This window comes from Paenibacillus sp. FSL K6-2862 (assembly GCF_038005125.1).
GTDB lineage: Bacteria > Bacillota > Bacilli > Paenibacillales > Paenibacillaceae > Paenibacillus > Paenibacillus illinoisensis_A.
Window position 1 is genome coordinate 2,083,813 of sequence record NZ_JBBOSN010000001.1, and the last position, 23,031, is coordinate 2,106,843.

The following is a 23,031-nucleotide window of genomic DNA, read 5'->3' on the forward strand; positions in this document are numbered from 1 at the left end:
CGCCCTTTCTGTGTTCAGAATATGTTCAACTCTGCCCTGTATAATCGACGTTAGAATTTTTGGGATATGAGGTGGTTCGTTGTTAATCGGTGTATATTGCAAAAACGACCCTCTGCAGATGCTGCCCGAGAGACGTATCAGCGCGATCGTTGGGGAGGGCTGGAGACAGGGCGTGGACGTATTTTTCTTTGACGCGAGCAGCATTGATATGGAGCAGGAAAGCATCAAGGGGAAATTTCAGGTAGGAGATTTCTGGATGGAGAAAAAGGTGCCTCTCCCGGATGTTATTTTGAATGAAGCACCTGATCCGGTTGAGAGCAGACCTGAGAGTGAGAACTGGCTGCGCCGCAGAGTTCCTTTTACGACATTTCTGATCCACGGCAAGTACGAGATTCAGCAGAAACTGGAGACTCACTTCCAAGAACATATGGTGCCAACCGAGCGGCTGCTTGATCTAAACGAGCTGCTGGCATTTTTGGATGAACATAACGAGATTATAGTGAAGCCTAATCAGGGCCATAGAGGTAATTCCATTTTTACTGTGAAGAAAGAGGATCAGAATTACATATGCCGTCAGCATGCTACAGAGCGTCAGCTGAACTATTCTGCTCTGGAGAAGCATGTGCAGGATGTTCTGGCACAAGGTCCAAGTATTATGCAACCTTATGTTCCTTTAATGAATGAAATGCAGGAGGTTGTGGACTTCCGAGTACATATTCAGCGCAATGGTACAGGAGGGTGGGTGCCAACCAAGGTGTACCCAAGAATTGGGGCTCCGAATTCCGTCATTAGTAATTTAAGCAAAGGCGGCCGTACCGGGGATACAAGAAATGTGCTGCAGCAGCTGCTCTTGGACGAGGCTGATCTGAAGATTCGGGAAATGGAACAGCTGTCGATTCGAATGGCAGAGCAAATCAATTGTTCGTATCCCTTTCTGATTGATGAGCTTGGCATGGATTTTATCGTGAAACCTGATGGTAAGTTATTGTTTTTGGAATCGAATATAAGTCCTCAAACGAGGTTTCATGAACGAGAGCGCGCTGCAAATATGATTGAATATGCTCAATATGTGGCCGGTGCAGGACGCATGGTGCCGAGTCCCGTTGTGGCCATGCTCACAGCTGACCCTGCAGACAAACCGCTCGCAGCGGCCTGTGCTTACGCTGCGAAGTGGAATGATGCAGAGTTCTATTATTTTGGTCCAACAGACGTGCACGCGGAATGGCGGTTTATTAAAGGATACGTCTACCAGAATGGAGAGTGGGAAGCAAGGTACTGTCCTTTTCCGAATGTGGTTTACGACCGGCTGAAAGAGCGTGGGAATGCGAATTTTGGTAACGTCTATGCTGCCTTGAGACATGTACCTTTCACGGATGAACGAAAAGGAGGATCCTTTAGCAAGAAAAACATATATGAAATGATACAAATGGATCCGGAGCTATTGGAGCATCTTATTCCTTATCAAGAGGTGAAACATAGCGACGAGGTTTTGGCTTTTATAGACATGCATGGTACCTCTGTCATCAAGCCCTCTTTAGGCTCGTTTGGCGAAGACATACTCATTGTTCAGAGGGAAGAAGGTGGTTACACCGTTAAGGATCACGTGCATAACTGCCTAATGAGTGAGAAGGACTTTACCGAATTGATCACGATGATCGCAGCTAAGAACAGTCATCTTATTCAAAAGTTTATCCGAAGTGAAACGCAGAATGGCCTGCCTTTCCATCTAAGGCTTCATCTTGTTCGTAACGGAGAAGGAGCATGGTCATTCCTATCCGCAAGTCCCTTTTTGTCCACGCAAAGTGATCATAAGGTGGTCAATCATCCGGGATCTCTGCGTGCGTTTACGACCTGGGACTGGCTCTCTAGGCATGAGTATCCCGATAAGCAAGAAGCGATGTTTGCCACACTCCAACAGCTCGGATTGAGAATCGCCAATTATATTTCCGCCAATATATCGGAACGCATATGTGAATTAGGAATTGATATAGGTATCGACACTTTATGCAAAGTATGGTTATTTGAAGCGAATATGAACAAAATTGGATCAACACATAGAGAGTTTGAAGTTGCGCAGAATATAGTGCCATTTGCCCTTTCTTTGCAATGAATTCCAATCTGAATCCAGTTCAATTCGTACCCGACAACCTTAGGAGCATGATCAATACATTTGTCTTCTCCAAGACAAAAAGCCGTCCCCCAAATCAAATGACTTTGGAGGCGGCTTCTTATTGTTTGTTAGGCCACAAGGGAGCTTAAGCTTATAAACTCAAATAATGACCCGATGCGAATCTTATCTTAGTGTTTAACTGCTTCGCCAGCAAACACTTCAACGTTCATCGGTGCAGCCATGAATGCTGCTGCTTGTTGAACAAATCCTTGGAAATGAGCGCTTGTGTTGTGAGCTGCTGTAGCGGCTTCGTCTTTCCACAATTCGATCATGACATACTGATGTTCTTGCTCAGTACTTTTGTTCAGAGTGTAGCTGATGTTGCCTTCTTCATTGCGAGTTGCTGCAACGAGTTCTTTGGCTGCTGCGAGGAATACTTGCTCTTGATCCGGTTTAATGGACAGGTGTGCGTGAATGATAATCATGTGTGTTTACCTCCGTAATGTATATAAATTGTTTGATTGTTGCCAATAGTTAATGGTGACGCAGTTCAATGACAAGTGTGATACATCAATTATGCCCAAGTTGTAATCGTATCAACTGGCAGACGGTAGGATGGATGACCCTCTTTGGCTGATTTACCCATGGAGATCAGCATAACCGGTTGATAGCGTTCTTTGTCCATACCGAACGCTTCAGCGATTTGATCTTTTTCGTAACCGCCAATAGGGTTTGTATCATAACCGTGAGCACGGGCAACCAGCATCAATTGCATGGAAACCAGACCTGCATCAATCAGGTTGACATCGCGAAGAGCGGATTCTGGCATAACCTTGTAATAAGGCATTACTTTAGCCAACTGCATATCTTTTACTTCTTGTGGCATATAACCAAGCTCTACTGCTTTGCCGAAGATTTCTTCCATATATTCGATGTTGTTCATGTCAACAAATACGCCGATAACTGCAGAAGAAGTCAACACCTGATTTTGATTGAATCTGGCAAGGGGAGCAAGCTTCTCTTTACCTTCAGCGGTGTCCACAACCAGGAAGCGCCAAGGCTGCAGGTTGATGGAGGATGGGGCACGAGAAGCTTCGGCCAGAATTTCGGTCATCTCTTCACGGCTAATTTTTACCTCTGGATCATAAAGTTTAACGGAACGACGGCCGTAAGTGATCTCGTTAAAATCGTTCGTTTTTTGAAATGTACTTTGAAAGCTACTCATTCAGTGGATCTCTCCTCTATATAAGGTATCAAAAATTGTTCTGCATGCGTTCCAGATAACTTGCAAGATCCTGGATTTCATCTTCACTGAAATCATGTAGAATCTGATGAATAAAATTTTTCTTCTCTACTTTGTAACCCTCAATATGTTTCCGGCCATCATCGGTCAGACGAACAAAGGTAACCCGGTTGTCTTCCGGATTTTTGCGTCTGGTCACCATGCCGTCCGCTTCGAGCTGTTTCAAATGGCGGGTGATGGCAGCACTGTCGATATTGATGATTTTTTGCAGCATCGATTGGTTAATCTCGTCGACCTGATCCAATTCATACAGAATCTCAAAGCGAGATGAACTGATTCCTGTGCACCGCTCGAACTTCGGGCTAACTTTGTTGCCAAGGGCATTAAGCAGATTGATAATCTGCTCTTCCTTTGAAACGATACGTGTCATGACTAGACCTCCCGGGTGAATCTGGACATGAACAACGGCTTATGTTCACACAATCCGATTGTGGCCTTTTAAGTACGAAGCCAGTGTTGATGAAAATAGTGGATGCCTCAACAATTGACATGTCAATCATTGATTGCTCAATTAATATATCATGCCTCTTTTTGTTTTGCAACCCAAAATAATATGAAAAAATATGCACATCAATCGGATCCTTCGTAATCACGCTATGCAGTAGGATGTCCTGTTATAGCCATAAATATTGAGATTATATTTAAGTCAAAATGGCTATCAACTATAAAATGAAGTAGAAAAGGGCTATATTTTACAAAGACTGCTGTTATCCTATATACTTCAAGCTATTGATCAATTAATTACTACAGTTAGAGGTGAACAACATGGCCAAAGATACAACGGCTTCAGTTAATCGGCGGAACGACATTATTTCAGCGGCAATTGATGTATTTGCAGAAATCGGATACTACCGTGCAACGACAGCACAAGTTGCTGAGAGAGCGCAGATTTCGCAGCCTTATATTTTTCGTTTTTTCAAAACGAAGGAAGCCCTGCTGCTATCTGCACTGGAAGTATCATGGACGCGAGTCATTGATTCATTTCGACAGGTTGTAGAGACAGCAGCATCGGATCAACTGGAGCGCGAATTGATAGACGCATACGAGAAAATTCTGGAATCGCACCAAAGTGAAATCCTGCTTCAGATGCAAGCTCAGACCATTCAGGAGGATGTGATTCGTCAGGCGATGCAGAAAGGGTTTAGTGAAGTGAGAACCATGGTTTTGAATGCTTTTAGCCATGCCGGCATTGCCGAAGCGAAGCAAAGAACGTTGGTTTTCCTGGCGATTGGCATGTTATGCAATGTCTCGATAGCACTGGATATGCCTGAGCTCAAAGAAAGATAGGAAGGGTAAATGCCCTTTTTCAAAATTAGTTATTGATCAATCACTAAATATGCGTTATATTGTGTTCATGAGTTGTAAGTAATTGATCAATAACTAAATGAAATGAGAGGATGTATGGAGATGAAAAAGGCAATTGTTATTGGTGCAACAGGCGGAACGGGTGCTGCCATTACACAGGAATTGATTAAGCGGGGGATCGCAACGGTTGCCTATGGACGTTCACGGCACAAATTGGAACAGCTTGCTGCTAAGCTGGGTTTCCCGGGTCATCTTCAGCTCGCTGTGGGTGATGCATTTAACCCGAATGAAATAGTCGCTGCTTCCCAGAATGCAGATGTGATGTTCCACTGTGCCAACGTGCCTTACCATGAGATGGAGAGCAGACTCCTACCACTGGGTGAATCCGTTATGAAGGCAGCTGAACAGCTGAGTCTGAAAGTGGTGGTCATTGATGGGATCTACCCCTACGGGAGAAGGCAAATGAACGAAGTAACGGAAGAACACCCGAAGCAGCCGCATACCCGCAAAGGAAAAACAAGACTCGCCTACGAGCAGATGTTATTCAGCAGCAGGTGGTCCAGAGCGCAAGTCATGATTGTACGTTTGCCTGATTATTATGGTCCGACCGCGAATGAAGCCTCTTATCTGGGTTCAACACTTGAATCCATCGCCAGGGGAAAAATGGCTTTTTTCATCGGTAATATGGAAACACCACGGGAATACATCTACCTGCCTGATGCAGCGGTAATGGTAGTGGAACTGGCAAGCAGGGAGAACACATACAATCAGAACTGGAATATACCTGGTGCTGGCATTATTGCAGGCAAAGAGATCGTTAGGATCGCACAGAGGGCGGCGGGTGTAACGAAACCAGTCATGGCACTTGGGAAAATAGGACTGTCCCTGATTGGGCTGGGGGTGCCGGTCATGAAGGAAGTCGTAGAGATGTTATACTTAACCAAGGAGCCTCTCGTTTTAAGCAGGCAGAAGTATGAACGCAGCATTGGTCCTGTGCAGGCGACGCCTTTCGCAGAAGGAATTGCTGAAACCATTGCACAGCTTCAGAAAAAGTAAATTATATTTTCGATGTTTAGTTATTGATTAATCACTAACAAATCAAATAAATGAATACTGCTTATGAATGACAGACAGATCCGGAAGCATTACCCGGGTCTTTTTTATATTTGTACGCCTTGGTCATAACGATGACATCCAACTTTCAGTAACGGACAACATTTATTTGAGGGCGCATTTCGTAACGGTCAACAAGCATGTTAGCTATTTTTAGATTGGATGACAATAAAGCTTCCGTCATATTCAAAAAAGTAAAGGCAACCCATATACTAACGCTAATATAATGTCGTAGATGCAGTAATGTAACTGAAAAAAGAGTTAAATATGACATCAACTTAACGTTAGGCTGAGAGTGTATCGAAATCGATTAATGTACCTTGAAAGGGTTGGGGATCATGAGCCTGGAAGCTTTGAATCAACGAGTAAAAGAAGATCTCGCATATTTGGCCTATGGCGGTGCAAACTGGGTGCGTTCGACGGAACATGCGGAGGGTCATGTATATGACGTGATTATTGTAGGAGGAGGACAGAGCGGCCTTGGAGCAGCTTTTGGCCTGCTGCGTGAGCGGATTTCTAACATTTTGGTTATTGATGAAAATAAAGCCGGACTGGAAGGCCCATGGGAAACATATGCCCGTATGACAACTCTACGTACCCCTAAACATCTGACGTCCATTGATCTTGGTATTCCATCGCTAACCTTTCGTTCCTGGTGGGAGGCTCAGTTTGGACTGGAAGGCTGGGAAGCGGTGGACAAGATTCCACGCGGGGATTGGATGAATTATTTGCGGTGGTATCGGGACGTGCTGAATCTGCCTGTGATCAATGAAGTAAAGCTAAAATTGATCGAACCCGCATCTGAGGGGCTTCACCGACTTCATGTGGAGGGTTCCAGTATCGATTGCGGCACGCTGCTGGCGCGAAAGGTCGTGCTGGCTACCGGCATACAGGGAGGGGGAGAATGGCACGTACCTCCCTTGATTGCAGAACGACTGCCGAGAGAACTGTATGCTCATACATCTGAGGCTATTGATTTTGAACGGTTGCGCGGCAAAAGAATTGCCGTATTAGGGGGAGGAGCTTCCGCTTTTGATAATGCAAGTTTTGCGCTTGCTGCAGGAGTTGCTGAAGCACATGTGTTTGTGCGGCGAGCACAACTTCCAAGTGTCAATCCCATACGCCAGATGGAGCAATCCGGGATGATTGAACGTTTTCATGCATTAGGGGCAGCTGATAAATACGCGGTAATTTCACACTTTTTTCAATATAATCAACCTCCAACCAATGATACCTTCAACCGGGCAGCAGCCTGGCCGGGCTTTGAACTGCATTTGAATTCACCTTGGCTCGGTGTGGAAGCAAACGAGGATGGAGCCGTAGTGACGACAGCCAAGGGGAAATTTGCTTTTGATTTTCTGGTGATTAGTACGGGGCTGCTAAGTGATCCCGCATTGCGGCCGGAACTTAAACTGGTGGAAAGTCATATTGCTCGTTGGGCGGATTGTTATGAAGCGCCGGCTGAGCAGCGCAATGAGCTGCTGGATGCACATCCCTTCCTTACTTCCGGATTTGCGATGACGAGCCGAAGTGAAGCAGGCGAGTCACAACTGCACGGGCTGTTTGTCTTCAATTACTCTGCCCTTGCAAGCTGTGGTCTGTCCGCTTCTGCCATCTCGGGTACCAAAAGCGCAGTTCCCAAACTGGTGTCAGCCATAGCGGACCAGCTGTTTTTGGATGATCGGGAGACGATTTTACAGCAATTTTTTGATTACGATGAGCGGGAGTTCACAGCATCCTGGGTAAAAAGCAGCGTTCCCAGCTGAACCAACCTTATTGTAGCCACATTACCAACCGCACAGTGAGTTTCTGCTGTGCGGTTTGTTTATTTTACTGGAGAACTTACACTCTGCATGGTTTTGTTGTAAAATGTCGAATGGAACATGTAAAGGGCAGGTGTACGTTGATGAAAGAAATGACCTACGAACAGTTTAGAGCTCATGTGAAGAAAGCTTCACGTAAGCGGGGTGTACCCATAATCAAGATAGTTGCGTTTCAGGAGAAATACATGAAGATCGAAGATATTCAGTTCTTCGATGTCGAGCAAAATTATATGAGTGTACAGGCTTGTAATACACTTTGGATGAATCTGGAGAACAAGTCTTTTCGAAATATGGTATCTCATCCTCTGCAGTTTTATAAGGATATGGAGGATCTCGGAAGACAATCGTTTGAGAATATGATTAAGGAATTGTATGATACGGCAGTTCCACTCTGGTTGGAATATGACCCCAATGACTATTATACCTCTGAACAGCTCGCTGAGATTCTGGCTACCGATGAGCAGAAGCTGATTGAACAGCTCGAAATGGGGCGTTTCAAGGGTGCGTTTATAAATGAAGAAGGGAAATGGCTTAAACCCAAACCGGGAATAAACCAGTAATGCCTGAGATGATCCTGCATGCGATGAACGGCTTTGCAGGATTTTTTGAATGTAAATAGGCAAGGGATAGACCTGCTGAGATACAGGGACACCGATATAGGATTTTAGTATTGGATGATTGTGAACGTTTTAGTTAATATTATGGGAGATAATGGAGTGCAAAAGTCGAAAGATGCAAGTTTCTGAAGGTTTATAAATTATTTTGAACGAAAATGATTGTTTTTTGCGGAATTTATGTTACTATAGAAGCAGTTGGAGGAATGAAGATGCTGACTGAAGAACGATATGCTGCAATTATAGAGCGCTTACATAAACAAGGGATAGTTAAATTACAGGAACTTGTCGACGTGCTTGGTGCTTCTGAATCAACGATAAGACGCGATTTAATTGACTTGGAGAGCCGTCAGATGCTGAAACGCATCCATGGCGGGGCAGCATTAATGAACGAAAAGACGCTCGAGCCAGGCATGGAAGAGAAAACATCCAAAAACATTCAACAAAAAGTGTCGATTGCTCGTTTGGCTGCACTGGAGATCGAAAATGGCGATTGTATCTATCTGGATGCAGGTACGACGACGCTGGCCATGATTCCCTATATTGAAGCCAAGGACGTAACCGTGGTGACCAACGGTCTATCCCATGTGGAAGCACTCGTTAGCAAGCGGATTCGAAGTTATTTGCTTGGTGGCATGATGAAAATCCATACCAAAGCCGTCATCGGAAGTATTGCATTACAAAATATGGACAACTTTCGTTTTGATAAATGTTTTCTTGGAACCAACGGTGTGGATCCCGAGATGGGGTATACGACTCCGGACCCGGAGGAAGCCTTGATTAAGAGAAGGGCGCATCAATTGTCCGGGAAATCTTACGTGCTGGCAGATTCCAGCAAGATCGGTGAAATTACGTTTGCCAAGTTGTTTGAGCTGGAGGAGGCAGATCTGATTACCGAGCAGATGCCAGATCACTGGCGAGCCGTAATAGAGCAGAAAACTAAAATAATTGAGGGATAACAATGATATATACGATAACACTTAATCCTTCCATTGATTACATCGTGGAAGTGGATGACCTGAAGCTCGGCGGATTGAATCGCATGAATCGGGATTTGAAGCTTCCAGGTGGTAAAGGCATCAATGTATCACGTGTGCTGAATCAGCTGGGAGCAGGTAACACGGCGATTGGATTCCTTGGTGGATTCACAGGTCGTTTCATTAATGACAAGTTGCAGGAAGATGAGATACAGACTGATTTTGTTATGATTGCGGATGATACGCGGATCAATATCAAGTTGAAGCATGGAGACGAGACAGAGATTAACGGTCTTGGCCCAGCCATTTGTGAAGAAGAAGCAGCACAACTGCTGCAGAAACTATCCTCGCTGCAAACGGGAGATATCGTCGTTCTATCGGGAAGCATTCCGCCATCCCTGGGAACTGATTTTTATGATCGTCTCATTCAGGTCTGCAAGCAGACGGGTGCAGAGTTTGTCATTGATACCACTGGACCGGCATTAATGGAAGCACTGGTGCATAAGCCATTGCTGGTGAAGCCGAATCATCACGAGCTCGCTGAACTTTTCGGGGTTAATATTGAAACTCGGGAAGAGCTGGTCTTGTACGGTCGCAAGCTTCTGGAAGCAGGGGCCAAGCAAGTATTAATCTCCATGGCCGGAGATGGAGCCCTGTTGATTACGGGATCAGATGTGTACCACGCAAGTGTGCCAAAAGGAATGGTGAAAAATTCGGTTGGGGCTGGAGATTCCATGATCGGAGGATTCGTAGGCACTTATGTATTAAATGGTGACATCCTTGAAGCCTTCCGTACGGGAGTCGCTTCCGGTAGTGCAACGGCTTTCTCGGATGATCTTGCTACACGCGAATTCATTGAAGAGCTTCGAGGCGAGGTTACCATCACCAAATTGTAGATCGACATTTCAAAGCCAAGCCAATTGTAATTTATAAATTCGGCCTGACAAGCGCAGGCCGACTGAACTCAAGGGGAGTGTAACAGATGAGAATAACAGACCTGATGATCCAGGAAACGATGATCATGGACCTGCAAGCCACAACCAAAGATGAAGCAATTGATGAACTCATTGCAAGTCTGAACAAAAGTGGACGCATTAATGATCCAGTTCTGTTTAAGGAAATGATCTATAAAAGGGAAGCAGAGTCCAGCACAGGAATCGGCGGCGGTATTGCCATGCCCCATGCGAAGACATCTGCAGTGAATGAACCAACCGTAGTATTTGCAAAAAGCAAAAATGGATTGGACTTTGCAGCGCTTGATGACGAGCCGGCTCATATCTTTTTCATGATTGCTGCTCCTGAAGGTGCAGGTAATACCCATCTTCGCACACTCGCGGCTCTTTCCAGGTTGCTGATTGATAGCGATTTCATTGCTCAGCTGATGAGTACGGATACGCCTGCAGAAGTAAGTGCATTATTTGATGCGAAGCAGGAGGAAGCAGCGGAGAAAGAAGCTGCCAAGGAAAAAGCGAAAGCCGAAAAGGCTGCAAAAGCCGCAAGCGAAGCGGGTTCTGCACCGCAGCAAACTCCTGGCATCATTGTAGGTAATGAGAATTCCGAAGATTTCGTCGTAGCTGTTACAGCATGTCCAACGGGAATTGCACATACCTTCATGGCTGAGGATGCACTCAAGAAGAAAGCTCAGGAAATGGGCATTAATATCCGTGTAGAAACCAATGGTTCCGAGGGAGCCCAGAACGTTTTGACCCCAGATGAGATTGCTCGTGCCAAAGGGGTTATCGTCGCGGCAGATAAAAATGTGGAGATGGCCCGGTTTGACGGCAAGCCGGTACTGCAAAGACCGGTAAGCGACGGAATTCGTAAGTCTGAAGAGCTGATTCGCAAAGCGGTGAATGGAGATGCTCCGATCTATCGCAGCGAAGGCGGCAGCAATGTGAAGGAAGACGGAGCGAGTGCGAACAAAATGAGCGTAGGTAGCAAGATCTACAAGGATCTGATGAACGGGATCTCACACATGCTTCCGTTTGTCGTGGGTGGAGGAATCCTCCTTGCTATTTCGTTCCTGATCGAACAGCTTGCGGGCGAGGATAATCCTCTCTTCCAGCTGCTGCAGACGATTGGCGGCGGAACGGGTGCATTCCACTTCCTCATTCCGGTACTGGCCGGATTTATCGCAATGAGTATTGGTGACCGTCCAGCCCTGATGCCTGGTATGGTTGGTGGATTGATGGCCGTGAACTCCAATGCCGGTTTCCTTGGCGGACTTGCAGCCGGTTTCCTTGCTGGTTATGTTGTTATCGGTTTGCGTAAGCTGCTCAGAGGCTTACCTAAAGCCATTGACGGTCTGAAACCCATTCTGCTGTATCCTGTACTCGGATTGCTCATTGTTGGTGCAATCAGTTACTATGTCTTCGATCCGATCTTTGGCTCGCTTAACACATGGCTTGTAGATGCACTTGGAAATCTCGGAACAGGAAATGCGGTATTGCTTGGATTGCTTCTTGGCGGTATGATGTCCATTGATATGGGTGGACCGTTCAACAAAGCAGCTTATACATTTGCCATTGGTGTATTTACATCAAGCGGCAACACGGACGGTGCCTGGATGGCTGCCGTAATGGCAGGCGGGATGGTGCCACCTCTGGCCATCGCTCTGGCTTCCACGTTCTTTAAGTCCAAATTCACGGAACAAGAACGTAAATCCGGCTTAACGAACTATGTACTCGGATTATCCTTCATTACTGAAGGTGCCATTCCATTCGCTGCGGCAGATCCGCTGCGTGTACTGACATCCTGTATTATTGGTTCGGCCGTTGCAGGCGGACTGACACAGCTCTGGAGCATTAACGTACCGGCTCCGCACGGAGGGATTTTCGTAGCAGCACTGGCTAACCATGCTCTGCTGTTCCTGCTAGCCGTTGCGATTGGTGCAGTAATCTCGGGTCTGATATTGGGATTGTGGAAAAAGTCACCAACGGTTGTAAAATAAGCAGTGTTCTAATGTAAGAATACCAAGGCATTTCCTGAGTGGCTTCATTCAGGGAATGCTTTTTATTTTCGCTTGGCCCTGATCTGTGCTAAAATAGTTACAATAATTTAACTTTTGAAACGATGTTTCATCTATCGGAACATTAGGCAAGGAGGAAGCAGTATGACTCATGACGGAATGAAAGGACAAGTGCAGCAGCAATTCGGCAAAAATGCCGAGAAGTATGTGACCAGCCCCCTGCATGCCAAGGGCAAGGATCTTGATGTGCTGGTGGCTTCATCTGGGGCAAGTCCTGATATGCATGTACTTGATATAGCAACGGGAGGAGGGCATGTTGCGTGTGCGCTGGCCCCTCTTGTTAAGCAGGTAACGGCTTTGGATTTGACAGAGCAGATGCTCCAGGTGGCTGAACGCTTTATTAGGAAGAGCGGTCATCAGAACGTGAATTTTGTACCGGGAGATGCGGAGCATTTACCCTTCGAAGATGATGTCTTCGATATCGTCACCTGCCGGATCGCTGCGCACCATTTTCCCGATGTTTTTTCTTTTCTAACGGAGGCGTTCCGGGTAACGAAACCAGGCGGAAGACTGCTGCTGATAGACAACGTGGCACCGGAGCGTGATGAATATGATCAATTCTACAATGAAGTAGAGAAGCGTCGCGATCCCAGTCATGTTCGTGCATGGCGCAAGTCGGAGTGGATTCGAATGATGGAAGTGGCGGAATACCGCGTGGAAGCGATGGTTTCCTTCGAGAAAACCTTCCTCTTTGAAGATTGGTGCAAGCGTGCTGGTCTGCCGGAAGCAGATGGACGGGAACTTGAAGCAAGCATGCTATGTGCACCTTCGGTCATTAAAAAGTTCTTCCGGTTCGAAGAGGCAGTACCGAATAAGCTGTCAAGCTTCGGGGGAGAGAGTGTACTTATTCAGGCTTCAAAAGCGAGATAGTTCAAGAGATGCAACAAGGGTACCCATTTTCATCCAGACTGGCCTATGAATAACAACACAAAAGGCAGATGACCTGTACAAGGGCATCTGCCTTATTACTGTGCTCATTCTCCTACATTAAGGTTTCAGTACAACTTTGGTACATTCGTCTTCATGATCGTTGAAGATCCGATATGCCTCACTGGCATTTTCCAGCGCAATGCGATGGGAGACAATCTCGGTCGGATCGAATTCACCTGCTGTAATCTTGCGGAACAATTCCGGCATATAGTGGATGACAGGAGCCTGTCCCATTTTAAGATTGATGTTGCGTTCAAACATACTGCCCAGTGGGAACATGTTGTAGGACGAACCGTACACACCTGTAAGTTGGAATGTACCGAATTTGCGTACGGCTTTCATACCAATTTCAATGGCACTCAGCGCACCACCGTGTAGTTTCAGCTTCTGTCCGATTTCCTCCAACGTGGATTTTTTGCCGTCCATGCCCACACAGTCGATGACCACATCGGTACCGCCACCCGTGATCTCGCGGATATGTGCGCCCATATCATCATAATTTTCAAAATTGAAGGTTTCCACATCATTCATGCGCTTGGCTTTGTCGAGGCGATACGGAAGGCGGTCAACAGCGATAACCCGCTTCGCGCCTTTCATCCAGGCGAACTTCTGGGTCATCAGGCCAATGGGCCCACTGCCCAGTACGGTTACCGTATCTCCAGGTTTAACACCGGCATTTTCGACACTCCAGTAGGCGGTAGGAAGAACATCGGATAGAAACAGCAAGGCTTCGTCTTCCAGTTCACAGGATTCCGGAATCACAAACGGCATGAAATTTCCGTAAGGCACACGCAGGAATTCCGCCTGACCACCAGGGTGATTGCCATACCGTTCCGTAAATCCGAAATAACCACCGGTGTGAATATCCGGATTACCGTTGGAATTGTCACATTGGCTTTCCATGTCGTGATTGCAATAGAAGCATTCGCCACAAGAAATATTAAAAGGCAGGACCACACGGTCCCCCTTTTTTACGCGTGTCACTTCAGGACCTACTTCCTCCACGATCCCCATCGGTTCATGACCGATGACATAATCCTTTTCAGCGGGTAATGCTCCCTGATAAATATGAAGATCTGATCCACATATCGCTGTAGAAGTAATACGAACGATAATGTCATCCTTTTGTTGCAGTCTTGGATCTTCAACCTGCTTTACCTGAATATCCTTGGTCCCTTGAAAAGTAACGGCTCTCATCATCATATTCCTCCTATCGTAGAGTAGTTCTCTGAGAATTACCCCGTTTGAGACCATTTGATAGAGGTACATATGAAATTAAACGACAGGCCATTTTACTTTGCGCAGGGCATCCAGCAGCTCCGTTGGCGCGTTCAGATTGTCGCGGACAAGCTCACGAGGTGTAAGTGCCATCCATTGGTTCAATGAGATATCTTCGAAACGGTCACTTCGGAAGATCTCCAAAAACCATAAGGTATCGCTGCCCGTGTTTTGAACATAGTGTCCCATGGCCACAGGAACATACCCTACATCTCCGGCTCTGTAATTGAATGTGCGTGCCGTACCATTGCCGCCGAACACCGTCATTCTTCCTTGTCCCGTGAGATAATACTGCCATTCATCCGCATTCGGATGCCAGTGCAATTCACGCATGCCACCAGGCTTAATCTCGACCAGCGCAGCAGCAACGGTTGTGGAGATAGGGAAGTTGGTGGAATCCACGATGCGTACACTTCCTCCCGGCGTTATAAGCGGCTCCTGAGCCAGCAAGCGGTGTTTGAATGAAAAGGGGACTGTACCATAGGGTGAAGGAATCTCCTGACTCGCGAGTGAACCTGGAACCTGATCCTGAAAAATATAAACCTGATCTGTCGGCCTGGACTGAAATGCAGATTCGGGTACTCCGAAATTGACAGACAATACCTCTGCAGGGGTGTGCGCGAACCAGTCTGAAATGGATAACGTATTGAGATCGGAGAAGGAACCGTCATCAAAAACAAGCAGAAATTCACAGCCCTCTTCGAGTCCTTGAATGGAATGGGGCAGACCTTTGGGAAAGAACCACAGATCTCCTGGTCCGACATCAGCGATAAAATTGCGGCCCTCCTGATCCACGGATGTGATTCTTGCCGTTCCCCAGATCATATAAGCCCACTCGGATTGCTGGTGCCAGTGGAGTTCCCGTACGCCGCCTGGAGTCAAACTCATGTTGACCCCAGCCAGAGTCGTGGCAATGGGCAGATCGCGTACTGTAATCTCGCGTGACCATCCGCCATGGTTTAATTGCATATGTGTATCGGAAAAGGACATTTTCAGATTGGGGAGCAGCCCTGCATCCGTTGCAGGTGGAACCAGCATATCCGGATTTTCAAGGTCTCTCATGACATCACGTGGACCCAAATCAGGCCCGCCTGCCCCATCTCTTCGGATTGGTTGTGGAAAAATGGTTGGTTTACCATTAGGTTGTGATCCTTTTGTCATTCGTTTATCCCTCCAGTTCAGATCATGCCGATGCAGACCTGGTCGTCATTCATACATGTATGAACCAGGGCCTGGATATTATGAAAGACAGGGGGATAGACGGGATCCATGGCTTGATTGTGCAATAGACTCTTGAGACATGAAGGAGGACGCTTCTGGCATTTGCTCGTTTGTGGTTTGAAACATATGGATTGACGTTCGTTGCATTTCATAGTACCCTGATATTGTTTCGTATGAAACAAAACATATACAAGCGGTATACATACTTATTCGGAAATGAGGAAGTTCATATGACAATAGCCGATACGATTCGCTCTCGACGAAGTATCCGCAGCTTTAATACACAACCGGTGTCCACGGACTTAATTGTTGAATTGCTTAATGATGCGGTCTGGGCACCTAATCATGGCATGCGAGAACCATGGCGTTTTATTCTCGCTGAGCGTGCAGAGGCAAAAGAACATGTGGCCAGTCTGATGCTGGAATCGGTGCAAAACATGAAATTGATGAAGTTGATGCCCGGCAAACTGCAGCAGGCGCTGAAAAATAAGTTCAGCCGCATGCCTGCGCACCTTATTGTGGTAATGAAGAATGAAAAGGATCACCATAAGCAGGAAGAAGACTACGCGGCTGTAAGCTGCGTTATTCAGAATTTTCAACTACTTGCCTGGGAACAGGGCTTAGGTATGATTTGGTCTACGATGGAATACATTCATTCCCCTATTTTTTGCGAGGGTTTGAGCGTGAAGTCAGATGAGCGAATAGTCGGTGTGTTGCATATGGGGTACTTCGACAAAACACCGAAACCCAAGTCGCGCACTTCAGCTGAACAAAAGCTTACCCTGCTGTAGTCCCGGAACAGGAGTCTGATATATATCGTATCCATTCTGATTATATTGTTTCCATTGAAACAAATTACGGTGTATAATATATGTTATTCAAGCCTAGCTTGCATAATAGACCGAGAGAAGAAAAGGTTGGGGAAACTATGGATCAGGAACAGACGGATCTGCGTTATATTTATGGATTGTTTATTAAGCTTTTGCATCAAAAAGAACAAAAGGATGATCAGGAAAATCTATTCTTCATGAATATTATTCGCAAGACTCTGTCATCAGACGCAGCTATGAACATGACGGATGTGCATGTGATTGCGTGTATTGGGGAACACGAACCCATTAATCTGACTTCCATAGCTGAACGTATGGAGCTCAGCAAGGGGAATACCTCCAAAGTGGCCCATAAACTGCTGAAGCAAGGATGGCTTCGAAAAACACAGTTAAATGACAACAAAAAAGAAATTTATTTCCGGCTAACATCACCAGGCAAAAAGCTGTTTCATGTTCATGCCGATCTGCACGAAAAGATTGAAAATCAATTCCTCCGTTTTCTGGGCGAATATAACAAAATGGAGCTTGAGTTTTTAAAGAGATTTGTGCTGGATCTGACACGTTTCTATGAGCAGTTGGACACTCGAAGTTTAATGGACGGCCTGGAGGAAGAGTGATTTGACAGGGAACAAAACTGGAATCGAGAGAACCCCGTGGTAACACGGGGAGAATTGTTACTTGCCAAAATACAGTCTTTCCAGTTGTTACTCGATTTTTTGATTTCCACTTCCTGCAGGGATTGAACATAGAAACTCTTGCTCATAAATTTCATGTACCCGCTTCAAAATGAAGGGACCTTGCTCTTTGAAACGAAGTTCAGTCGGTTTATTTTTAATCAGGAATGTACCTGATTCGTGATTGGTCTGTGAGAATGCAGCTCTATACAATAACGAAGCACCGTGACTTGGAGGAGGGAAGAACAGTTTCATGACAGGCTTGATGTAAAAGGGCAAACCGGATTTTTTGCTGCCGCGTAAAGTATTGTTGCCTCCAGGATCTACGCTCAGAAGACGAATGCCATCGGACTTCGCCGCCTCAGCCGCCTCGCGTGTCCATAAGGAGAGGCCAAGCTTCGAGGTGGCATATGGACCAAACAGCTTCTTGAATTCCGTTGGACGTTCCAGAATGTCCAGGTTGAACTGTCGGACCATACTGAATGCACTCGTTGAAGTATTAACAACGGTCTTGAAGGTGCTCCTGCGTATAAGATCATATAACTCCATATAAATGATATAAGGAACGATGGTTTGAAGTTCAAAGTGCATTTCATGCCCTTGGTCAGAATAACGAAGCTCTGCCGCACTGCCCCCTGCGTTATTAAACAGGACATCAATCGTATCCAATTGGAGTTTAATCTGATCGAGCGCGATTTTCAGACTTTCGTAGTTGGTCAGGTTAGCCTGAACCCAATGAAGCTGCCCTGAACGTAATGCACGTTGAATATCGCCTTGCTCTGCCGGAAAAGGTGAACGGTTGAGGCCGATGACCTGCCATCCTTCGGCCAATAACGAGCGGGTCAGTTCGAGGCCAATTCCTGAGCTTGAGCCCGTAATCAGCGCGGTGTGTAGTTTGTTTGGTTTATTCATAGTTACCTCCATTATGTTGGGAATTACAGAACGAATCTGTGTGCTGCGCTCATTCTATAATTTGGAGTCGACTCCAAGTCAAGCAGTTGGATCGAATGAATTTTGAACGTTCATGTTGATTGGTTGTAGGGCTGAATTTGGCTTGACTTGGAGCTGACTCCAAGTTGTAAGATGAAGGTAGGTATGAGGATGAGGGAGGCTGAGACGGATGAGTAATGAGGCACTATATTCCATTAAGGAAACAGCGGAGAAGGCAGGGTTATCGGAAGATACCATTCGATATTATGAGAAGATTCAGCTTCTGCCGCGGGCAGATCGGAAGGCGAACAGGCACCGTGTATACCGCCAAGAGGATATTCGAACCATGAAACTCATTTCTTGTCTGAAGAAGACAGGTATGTCTCTGGAGGATATGAAGCCTTACCTGCACATGTCGATGGATTCGAATCTGGACGAATTCCCGGAAGAGCGTGAGATGCTGGTGAGCCATCGAATGAAAATAGAAGCGCAGATAGCCTCGCTGCAGCAGGTCGTTGATTTTATCGATGAGAAGCTGAACAAGCAGAGCTTGTTTCCTGATGAATGTCCTATAACTGGAGAGAATCAGATGTCGGTTTTTGAAAAAAAGAACATATTCTCCTGATGGGCACCATCCCAATAACATTCATTAAAGCCGAGAACCCACGTCTGGACGACGCGGGTTCTTTTTGTTTGCGATTAGTACTCCATTTGAAGTGTATGACGAAGACGTTGGATATCACTTTTTGGTGGAAGGCCATACATTCGTGCATATTCCCTGCTGAATTGGGAAGGGCTCTCGTATCCAACCTGAAATGCAGCATCGGCGGCATCAGTTGAACCAGCGATGAGCATACTTCTGGCTTCCTGCAGTCGGATTTGTTTTTGAAATTGAATAGGGCTCATGGCGGTGATGGCTTTGAAATGGTAGTGAAGTGAGGAGGAACTCATATTAACCATGGCGGCAAGCTGGTCCACGCGCAGCGGTTTGTCATATTCGGATTGGATGACTTCGATCACCTTGGCGATGTGCTGGGCGTGGCTGTTTTGAACGGCAAATTGTTTGATCGAGTGTCCATGTTCATCCTGAATAATTCGATATAAGATTTCACGGATAAACATGGGAGCGAGTATAGGAATATCTTCAGGTGTGTCGAGCAATCGAACCAGTCGGATGATGGCTTCAAGAAGCGGGACCTTGATAGAACTGACAAATAACCCACGCTGGGTGGAGTTGTCCGGTTTGGATGGCATCGCAGCTGGACTCTGTATCAGATCAAAAATCTGGTTAGAGTCAAAATCAAGTCGCACACATAGATACGGCTTCTCTGCAGTAGCTTGAACCACCTGTCCTGAAATGGGCAAGTTTACTGAAGCAACTAAATATTGTGTACGGTCGTAGGTGTAACTCTCTCGTCCGAGTACAACTAACTTGGATCCTTGAGCAACAATGCAGAGAGCAGGTTGATGAACAGAATAGATGGGTTGCGATATTTCCGAAGCACGAATCAAAGAAAGCGAAGGGATAGCCGTAGCATGAATTCCGTCATTTAGGGCAAAACGCCCAATAAGATGAGCCATTTCCTGCATCTGACGAGTGACATCGTTATCCATATGTAGTGATGAAACCATGGTTTCATCCTCCTTTATTCGAATCGGTTTATTTTATTCTAGAATGTTCTGGAGGAATAGGCAAGATTGTTGGGGGAATCTTCTATCTGGTGTGAGATGATCTCCTCCATAATAAGGATAAGCAATTGAAGCTTTTGAAAAACAGCAAGGAGGTTGGGAAATGGAATACAATCCATCAGGTAACAGAGAGGAACATGGACACCCTTATGTTGGCATGTGGGTGACAAAGGATGGTTATATCCGGCATGAACTGCTCTCGAATGGTCGATATGATGAAGCCAGAGGTCAAAGGGAAAGTGCATATCAAGGACGTTATGTCGTGGAAGGAAATCATATTGAATATGTGGATGATACGGGTTTTACAGCGGATGGAGACTTTGTAGAAGGTATCTTATATCACGCAGGCATGGTTTTGTACAGAGAAACAAACATCAATAACCAATAATAAAGGGAGTGGATTTCATATGTTTAATGTAAAAGGAAAAGTCGTTGTCATTACAGGTGCTAGCAGCGGAATTGGAGAAGCGACGGCTCGATTGCTGGCACAGCAAGGGGCTCACGTGGTTATTGGGGCTAGACGCGTCGAACGTTTGCATGCACTCGCATCTTCCATCCGTTCTGAGGGTGGATCCGTGGAGGTTCAGGCACTCGATGTCACCCGGCTGGAAGAAATGCAGAGCATTGTGGATCTTGCGCTTACCCGCTACGGTCGTCTGGATGTCGTTATCAACAATGCGGGTTTGATGCCTTTGTCTCCTCTTGAAGCCTTAAAAGTGGATGAATGGAATCGAATGATTGATGTCAATATTCGTGGAGTTTTACACGGGATAGCCGCTGGGTTACCTGTTATGAGAAAGCAGGGTGCTGGCCAATTTATCAACATCGCTTCCATTGGTGCCTATGCCGTAACACCGACAGCATCCGTATATTGTGCAACCAAATACGCAGTCCGTGCGATCACGGAGGGTTTACGTCTGGAAGTGGGTGGAGATATTCGGGTAACGCTTGTTTCTCCAGGGGTAACCGAATCGGAGCTTGCCGAGACGATCACGGATGTCGGAGCGCGTGAGTTCATGAAGGATTATCGGCGAGTGTCCATCCCAGCATCGGCCATTGCACAGAGCATCTTATATGCAATTAGCCAACCTGCTGAAGTGGATGTCAATGAAATTGTCGTCAGACCAACAGCAAGTCTCGTTTAAGGCGAATACTCTTTTGGTATATAATAGAACTAACTATACGAAAAGAGGAATAACACGTTGACTCTGCAACAATTAAAATATGTGATTGAAGTTGCCACGCGCGGCTCCATGAATGAAGCGGCCAAACGGCTATTTATTTCCCAGCCGAGCCTTTCGAACGCGATTCGCGATTTGGAACAAGAGATGCGCATTACCATTTTTGAACGTACAAACAAGGGAATCTCGCTGTCCAAAGAAGGCGTGGAATTTCTGAGTTATGCCCGGCAGGTTGTGGAGCAGGCAGAATTGCTGGAGAATCGTTATTTGAATGCCAAGCCTTCTCCACAGCATTTCTCGGTATCCACCCAGCATTATGCGTTTGCCGTGAATGCCTTTGTACGTCTGGTACAGCAGTATGGTCAAGATGAATATGAGCTGGCACTGCGGGAAACAAAGACATATGAAATTATCCAGGATGTAAAGAGCCTGCGAAGTGAAATTGGGATTCTGTATTTGAACGAGTTCAATGCCAAGGTGATTAACAAATTGTTAAAGGATGCCGGTCTGGTATTCACAAGCCTCTTTATAGCCAAACCGCACATCTTCATCAGCGTGAAGAATCCTCTGGCTAAGCAAGCATCCGTGGCGATTGAGCAGCTGAAGGACTATCCTTACCTGTCATTTGACCAAGGAGAGTACAACTCTTTTCATTTTTCCGAAGAGATTCTGAGTACGTTATCCCATCCCAAGAGCATCCAGGTCAATGACCGGGCAACGTTGTTTAATCTGCTGATTGGTCTGAATGGTTATACGATTTCAACAGGTGTACTCAGCGCTGATTTGAACGGAAATGAGATCATTCCTGTTCCGCTGGAGTGCGAGGAATCGATCAATGTGGGCTGGATCAGCCACAAAAGCACCTCTCTTTCCAATCTGGGTGTGGAATATGTCAAAGCTTTGCATGAGGCCATAGGGCTCTGACTGTACGGACAAGTTGGTATTTTTCTAAAAAATGTGCACACTTATTCCAATCCCGTATTGGGGTTTGGTCACTATTAAAATTTGTGAACTTATCTCAAGCCATTCAAAACCGTTTCCGGGTAACCGTGAACGGTTTTTTTCTCATTTTTATGGAGTACGGCGATAGAGAATTGTTATAATGAAAAATAGTTTATTTGCATGTAATGGATGGAACTTGAGAGGAGTACAGCTCGTGAGAGTTTTATATCGGAATATAAGTGAGCAGCATGCGTTAACCGTATATGATACATCCAGGCTTTATGGGGAAAAGGGACATTTCCGGGTTTTGGAGTTTTCGAACGAGGCTGTTCAGGGAGCCATGGACCTCGATGAGCCTTCACGAATGCTGCTTGAATACCCAAGGGCAATGGTTCATCTAATGGAGCGCAATACGCCTGAATACGAAAAGGTTTTTGTAGTGGGGCACGGAATTGGTACGCTCTCGACTTATCTGTCAAACCGCCAGGTGAAGATCGCCGAGCTGGACGAGGAAGTGGTTGAATTAAGCAAGACGCTATTTGGATATGAGGGCAGTGCAGTCATGGTGGGAGATGGCCGGAAGCTGCTGCAGCAGGAACTGCCTGGGACATATGATTATATTATTATCGATGCATTTACCGCAGAAGGAACACCGAAGCAGTTTACCTCCAGATCTTTCTTTACGATGGCTCAAAGCAAGCTGCGTTCTGGTGGAAGCATACTGTTGAATGTATTCGGGCGTGGGGGCAATGACAGACTTGTAAACGCGATATATGCAACGATGGCTGACCAGTTTGATTACACACGTTCATTTGCTCTACCTACGGAAACGCAGGATGAGATACAGAATCGAATTCTGGTGGGCAGCGATGCTCCTATTGAGTTCCAATCGCGTTATATGGCTGGGTTTGTGGAGCAGGAGCCTGGGGAAGGATACATCATCGAGGACGAGCTTTGATCCTGGAGAAGAAGACAGACACCTAATTTATAAGACTTGTCATGGAGTTATCAATTTTAATTGAAGAAACTGTAAAATATTCATACAAAATTAATACATTCATAACAACTTTCGTATAGAATAGA

23 protein-coding genes are annotated in these 23,031 nt (G+C 46.0%); 16 read left to right on the forward strand and 7 right to left on the reverse strand.

The annotated features are described in order from the left end of the window. Positions 1-79: 79 nt before the first annotated feature. Entirely contained in the window at positions 80-2,110 is a 2,031-nt protein-coding gene (locus MHB82_RS09745) for a YheC/YheD family protein (protein ID WP_341174544.1), read from the forward strand. 188 nt (positions 2,111-2,298) lie between these two features. Here the strand turns inward: MHB82_RS09745 and MHB82_RS09750 are convergent, their stop codons facing one another. The 3 genes from MHB82_RS09750 to MHB82_RS09760 all read right to left on the reverse strand — a co-directional run bounded on the left by MHB82_RS09750 (position 2,299) and on the right by MHB82_RS09760 (position 3,783). Further along, the gene (locus MHB82_RS09750; protein ID WP_341174545.1) at positions 2,299-2,595 is read right to left on the reverse strand and encodes a putative quinol monooxygenase; all 297 of its coding nucleotides are present in this window, start codon (positions 2,593-2,595) and stop codon (positions 2,299-2,301) included. 89 nt (positions 2,596-2,684) lie between these two features. Beyond that, positions 2,685-3,335, reverse strand: a complete 651-nt coding sequence (locus MHB82_RS09755; RefSeq protein ID WP_095358983.1) for a nitroreductase family protein — start codon at positions 3,333-3,335, stop codon at positions 2,685-2,687. A gap of 28 nt (positions 3,336-3,363) precedes the next feature. After that, positions 3,364-3,783, reverse strand: coding sequence for a MarR family winged helix-turn-helix transcriptional regulator (locus tag MHB82_RS09760; RefSeq protein WP_095358982.1), 420 nt, complete (start codon positions 3,781-3,783; stop codon positions 3,364-3,366). Between the two features lie 395 nt (positions 3,784-4,178). Between MHB82_RS09760 and MHB82_RS09765 the strand changes: the two genes are divergently transcribed. The 8 genes from MHB82_RS09765 (at position 4,179) to MHB82_RS09800 (ending at position 13,143) form a co-directional block, all read left to right on the forward strand. Then, positions 4,179-4,700, forward strand: a complete 522-nt coding sequence (locus MHB82_RS09765) for a TetR/AcrR family transcriptional regulator (RefSeq protein ID WP_341174546.1) — start codon at positions 4,179-4,181, stop codon at positions 4,698-4,700. 120 nt (positions 4,701-4,820) lie between these two features. Next, positions 4,821-5,774, forward strand: coding sequence for an SDR family NAD(P)-dependent oxidoreductase (locus tag MHB82_RS09770; RefSeq protein WP_341174547.1), 954 nt, complete (start codon positions 4,821-4,823; stop codon positions 5,772-5,774). A 395-nt stretch (positions 5,775-6,169) separates the two neighbouring features. Further along, positions 6,170-7,597, forward strand: coding sequence for an NAD(P)-binding domain-containing protein (locus tag MHB82_RS09775; RefSeq protein ID WP_095358979.1), 1,428 nt, complete (start codon positions 6,170-6,172; stop codon positions 7,595-7,597). 242 nt (positions 7,598-7,839) lie between these two features. Then, a complete protein-coding gene (locus MHB82_RS09780; protein ID WP_141236946.1) occupies positions 7,840-8,214 on the forward strand; it encodes a hypothetical protein in 375 nt (124 codons plus the stop codon). A gap of 266 nt (positions 8,215-8,480) precedes the next feature. Beyond that, positions 8,481-9,227 (forward strand): DeoR/GlpR family DNA-binding transcription regulator, encoded by a 747-nt coding sequence (locus MHB82_RS09785; protein ID WP_341174548.1) that lies wholly within the window; start codon positions 8,481-8,483, stop codon positions 9,225-9,227. Between the two features lie 2 nt (positions 9,228-9,229). Continuing rightward, positions 9,230-10,141, forward strand: a complete 912-nt coding sequence (gene pfkB / locus MHB82_RS09790) for a 1-phosphofructokinase (protein ID WP_341174549.1) — start codon at positions 9,230-9,232, stop codon at positions 10,139-10,141. An 86-nt stretch (positions 10,142-10,227) separates the two neighbouring features. After that, positions 10,228-12,195 (forward strand): PTS fructose transporter subunit IIABC, encoded by a 1,968-nt coding sequence (locus MHB82_RS09795; RefSeq protein ID WP_341174550.1) that lies wholly within the window; start codon positions 10,228-10,230, stop codon positions 12,193-12,195. A gap of 162 nt (positions 12,196-12,357) precedes the next feature. Continuing rightward, positions 12,358-13,143, forward strand: coding sequence for a class I SAM-dependent methyltransferase (locus MHB82_RS09800; RefSeq protein WP_341174551.1), 786 nt, complete (start codon positions 12,358-12,360; stop codon positions 13,141-13,143). Between the two features lie 117 nt (positions 13,144-13,260). On the opposite strand, the gene MHB82_RS09805 is transcribed toward MHB82_RS09800, so the two are convergent. Continuing rightward, entirely contained in the window at positions 13,261-14,400 is a 1,140-nt protein-coding gene (locus MHB82_RS09805; RefSeq protein ID WP_095358973.1) for a zinc-dependent alcohol dehydrogenase, read from the reverse strand. 78 nt (positions 14,401-14,478) lie between these two features. Then, positions 14,479-15,642 carry an oxalate decarboxylase family bicupin gene (locus tag MHB82_RS09810; protein WP_341174552.1) on the reverse strand — a complete coding sequence of 388 codons (1,164 nt, stop codon included), beginning with the start codon at positions 15,640-15,642 and terminating at the stop codon, positions 14,479-14,481. A 290-nt stretch (positions 15,643-15,932) separates the two neighbouring features. On the opposite strand from MHB82_RS09810, the gene MHB82_RS09815 reads away from it, so the two are divergent. Together MHB82_RS09815 and MHB82_RS09820 are read left to right on the forward strand one after the other, a co-directional pair. After that, a complete protein-coding gene (locus tag MHB82_RS09815) occupies positions 15,933-16,493 on the forward strand; it encodes a nitroreductase family protein (RefSeq protein ID WP_341174553.1) in 561 nt (186 codons plus the stop codon). 137 nt (positions 16,494-16,630) lie between these two features. Next, a complete protein-coding gene (locus MHB82_RS09820) occupies positions 16,631-17,149 on the forward strand; it encodes a MarR family transcriptional regulator (protein WP_341174554.1) in 519 nt (172 codons plus the stop codon). Positions 17,150-17,236: 87 nt separating this feature from the next. On the opposite strand, the gene MHB82_RS09825 is transcribed toward MHB82_RS09820, so the two are convergent. Next, complete coding sequence (locus MHB82_RS09825; protein WP_341174555.1) at positions 17,237-18,118, reverse strand: SDR family NAD(P)-dependent oxidoreductase; 882 nt, start codon at positions 18,116-18,118, stop codon at positions 17,237-17,239. Positions 18,119-18,326: 208 nt separating this feature from the next. Between MHB82_RS09825 and MHB82_RS09830 the strand changes: the two genes are divergently transcribed. Continuing rightward, positions 18,327-18,761 (forward strand): MerR family transcriptional regulator, encoded by a 435-nt coding sequence (locus MHB82_RS09830; RefSeq protein WP_095358969.1) that lies wholly within the window; start codon positions 18,327-18,329, stop codon positions 18,759-18,761. 74 nt (positions 18,762-18,835) lie between these two features. On the opposite strand, the gene MHB82_RS09835 is transcribed toward MHB82_RS09830, so the two are convergent. Next, positions 18,836-19,768, reverse strand: coding sequence for an AraC family transcriptional regulator (locus MHB82_RS09835; RefSeq protein WP_341174556.1), 933 nt, complete (start codon positions 19,766-19,768; stop codon positions 18,836-18,838). 160 nt (positions 19,769-19,928) lie between these two features. Between MHB82_RS09835 and MHB82_RS09840 the strand changes: the two genes are divergently transcribed. The 4 genes from MHB82_RS09840 (at position 19,929) to MHB82_RS09855 (ending at position 22,906) form a co-directional block, all read left to right on the forward strand. Then, positions 19,929-20,213, forward strand: a complete 285-nt coding sequence (locus tag MHB82_RS09840; RefSeq protein WP_341174557.1) for an Atu4866 domain-containing protein — start codon at positions 19,929-19,931, stop codon at positions 20,211-20,213. Positions 20,214-20,232: 19 nt separating this feature from the next. After that, positions 20,233-20,970, forward strand: coding sequence for an SDR family oxidoreductase (locus MHB82_RS09845; protein WP_095358966.1), 738 nt, complete (start codon positions 20,233-20,235; stop codon positions 20,968-20,970). Between the two features lie 57 nt (positions 20,971-21,027). Next, on the forward strand, positions 21,028-21,930 hold the full coding sequence (locus MHB82_RS09850; protein WP_341174558.1) for a LysR family transcriptional regulator: 903 nt from the start codon (positions 21,028-21,030) through the stop codon (positions 21,928-21,930). 232 nt (positions 21,931-22,162) lie between these two features. Beyond that, positions 22,163-22,906: a spermidine synthase gene (locus tag MHB82_RS09855; protein WP_341174559.1), complete on the forward strand. Its 744-nt coding sequence runs from the start codon at positions 22,163-22,165 to the stop codon at positions 22,904-22,906. Positions 22,907-23,031 lie beyond the last annotated feature (125 nt).

Coding starts and splice junctions, on each gene's coding strand:
- MHB82_RS09820 (WP_341174554.1), top strand. CDS start 16,631: ATGGATCAGGAACAGACGGATCTGCGTTATATTTATGGATTGTTTATT.
- MHB82_RS09755 (WP_095358983.1), bottom strand. CDS start 3,335: ATGAGTAGCTTTCAAAGTACATTTCAAAAAACGAACGATTTTAACGAG.
- MHB82_RS09805 (WP_095358973.1), bottom strand. CDS start 14,400: ATGAGAGCCGTTACTTTTCAAGGGACCAAGGATATTCAGGTAAAGCAG.
- MHB82_RS09780 (WP_141236946.1), top strand. CDS start 7,840: ATGAAGATCGAAGATATTCAGTTCTTCGATGTCGAGCAAAATTATATG.
- MHB82_RS09810 (WP_341174552.1), bottom strand. CDS start 15,642: ATGACAAAAGGATCACAACCTAATGGTAAACCAACCATTTTTCCACAA.
- MHB82_RS09795 (WP_341174550.1), top strand. CDS start 10,228: ATGAGAATAACAGACCTGATGATCCAGGAAACGATGATCATGGACCTG.
- MHB82_RS09825 (WP_341174555.1), bottom strand. CDS start 18,118: ATGAATAAACCAAACAAACTACACACCGCGCTGATTACGGGCTCAAGC.
- MHB82_RS09815 (WP_341174553.1), top strand. CDS start 15,933: ATGACAATAGCCGATACGATTCGCTCTCGACGAAGTATCCGCAGCTTT.
- MHB82_RS09765 (WP_341174546.1), top strand. CDS start 4,179: ATGGCCAAAGATACAACGGCTTCAGTTAATCGGCGGAACGACATTATT.
- MHB82_RS09785 (WP_341174548.1), top strand. CDS start 8,481: ATGCTGACTGAAGAACGATATGCTGCAATTATAGAGCGCTTACATAAA.
- MHB82_RS09800 (WP_341174551.1), top strand. CDS start 12,358: ATGACTCATGACGGAATGAAAGGACAAGTGCAGCAGCAATTCGGCAAA.
- MHB82_RS09830 (WP_095358969.1), top strand. CDS start 18,327: ATGAGTAATGAGGCACTATATTCCATTAAGGAAACAGCGGAGAAGGCA.
- MHB82_RS09770 (WP_341174547.1), top strand. CDS start 4,821: ATGAAAAAGGCAATTGTTATTGGTGCAACAGGCGGAACGGGTGCTGCC.
- MHB82_RS09760 (WP_095358982.1), bottom strand. CDS start 3,783: ATGACACGTATCGTTTCAAAGGAAGAGCAGATTATCAATCTGCTTAAT.
- pfkB (WP_341174549.1), top strand. CDS start 9,230: ATGATATATACGATAACACTTAATCCTTCCATTGATTACATCGTGGAA.
- MHB82_RS09835 (WP_341174556.1), bottom strand. CDS start 19,768: ATGGTTTCATCACTACATATGGATAACGATGTCACTCGTCAGATGCAG.
- MHB82_RS09775 (WP_095358979.1), top strand. CDS start 6,170: ATGAGCCTGGAAGCTTTGAATCAACGAGTAAAAGAAGATCTCGCATAT.
- MHB82_RS09845 (WP_095358966.1), top strand. CDS start 20,233: ATGTTTAATGTAAAAGGAAAAGTCGTTGTCATTACAGGTGCTAGCAGC.
- MHB82_RS09840 (WP_341174557.1), top strand. CDS start 19,929: ATGGAATACAATCCATCAGGTAACAGAGAGGAACATGGACACCCTTAT.
- MHB82_RS09750 (WP_341174545.1), bottom strand. CDS start 2,595: ATGATTATCATTCACGCACACCTGTCCATTAAACCGGATCAAGAGCAA.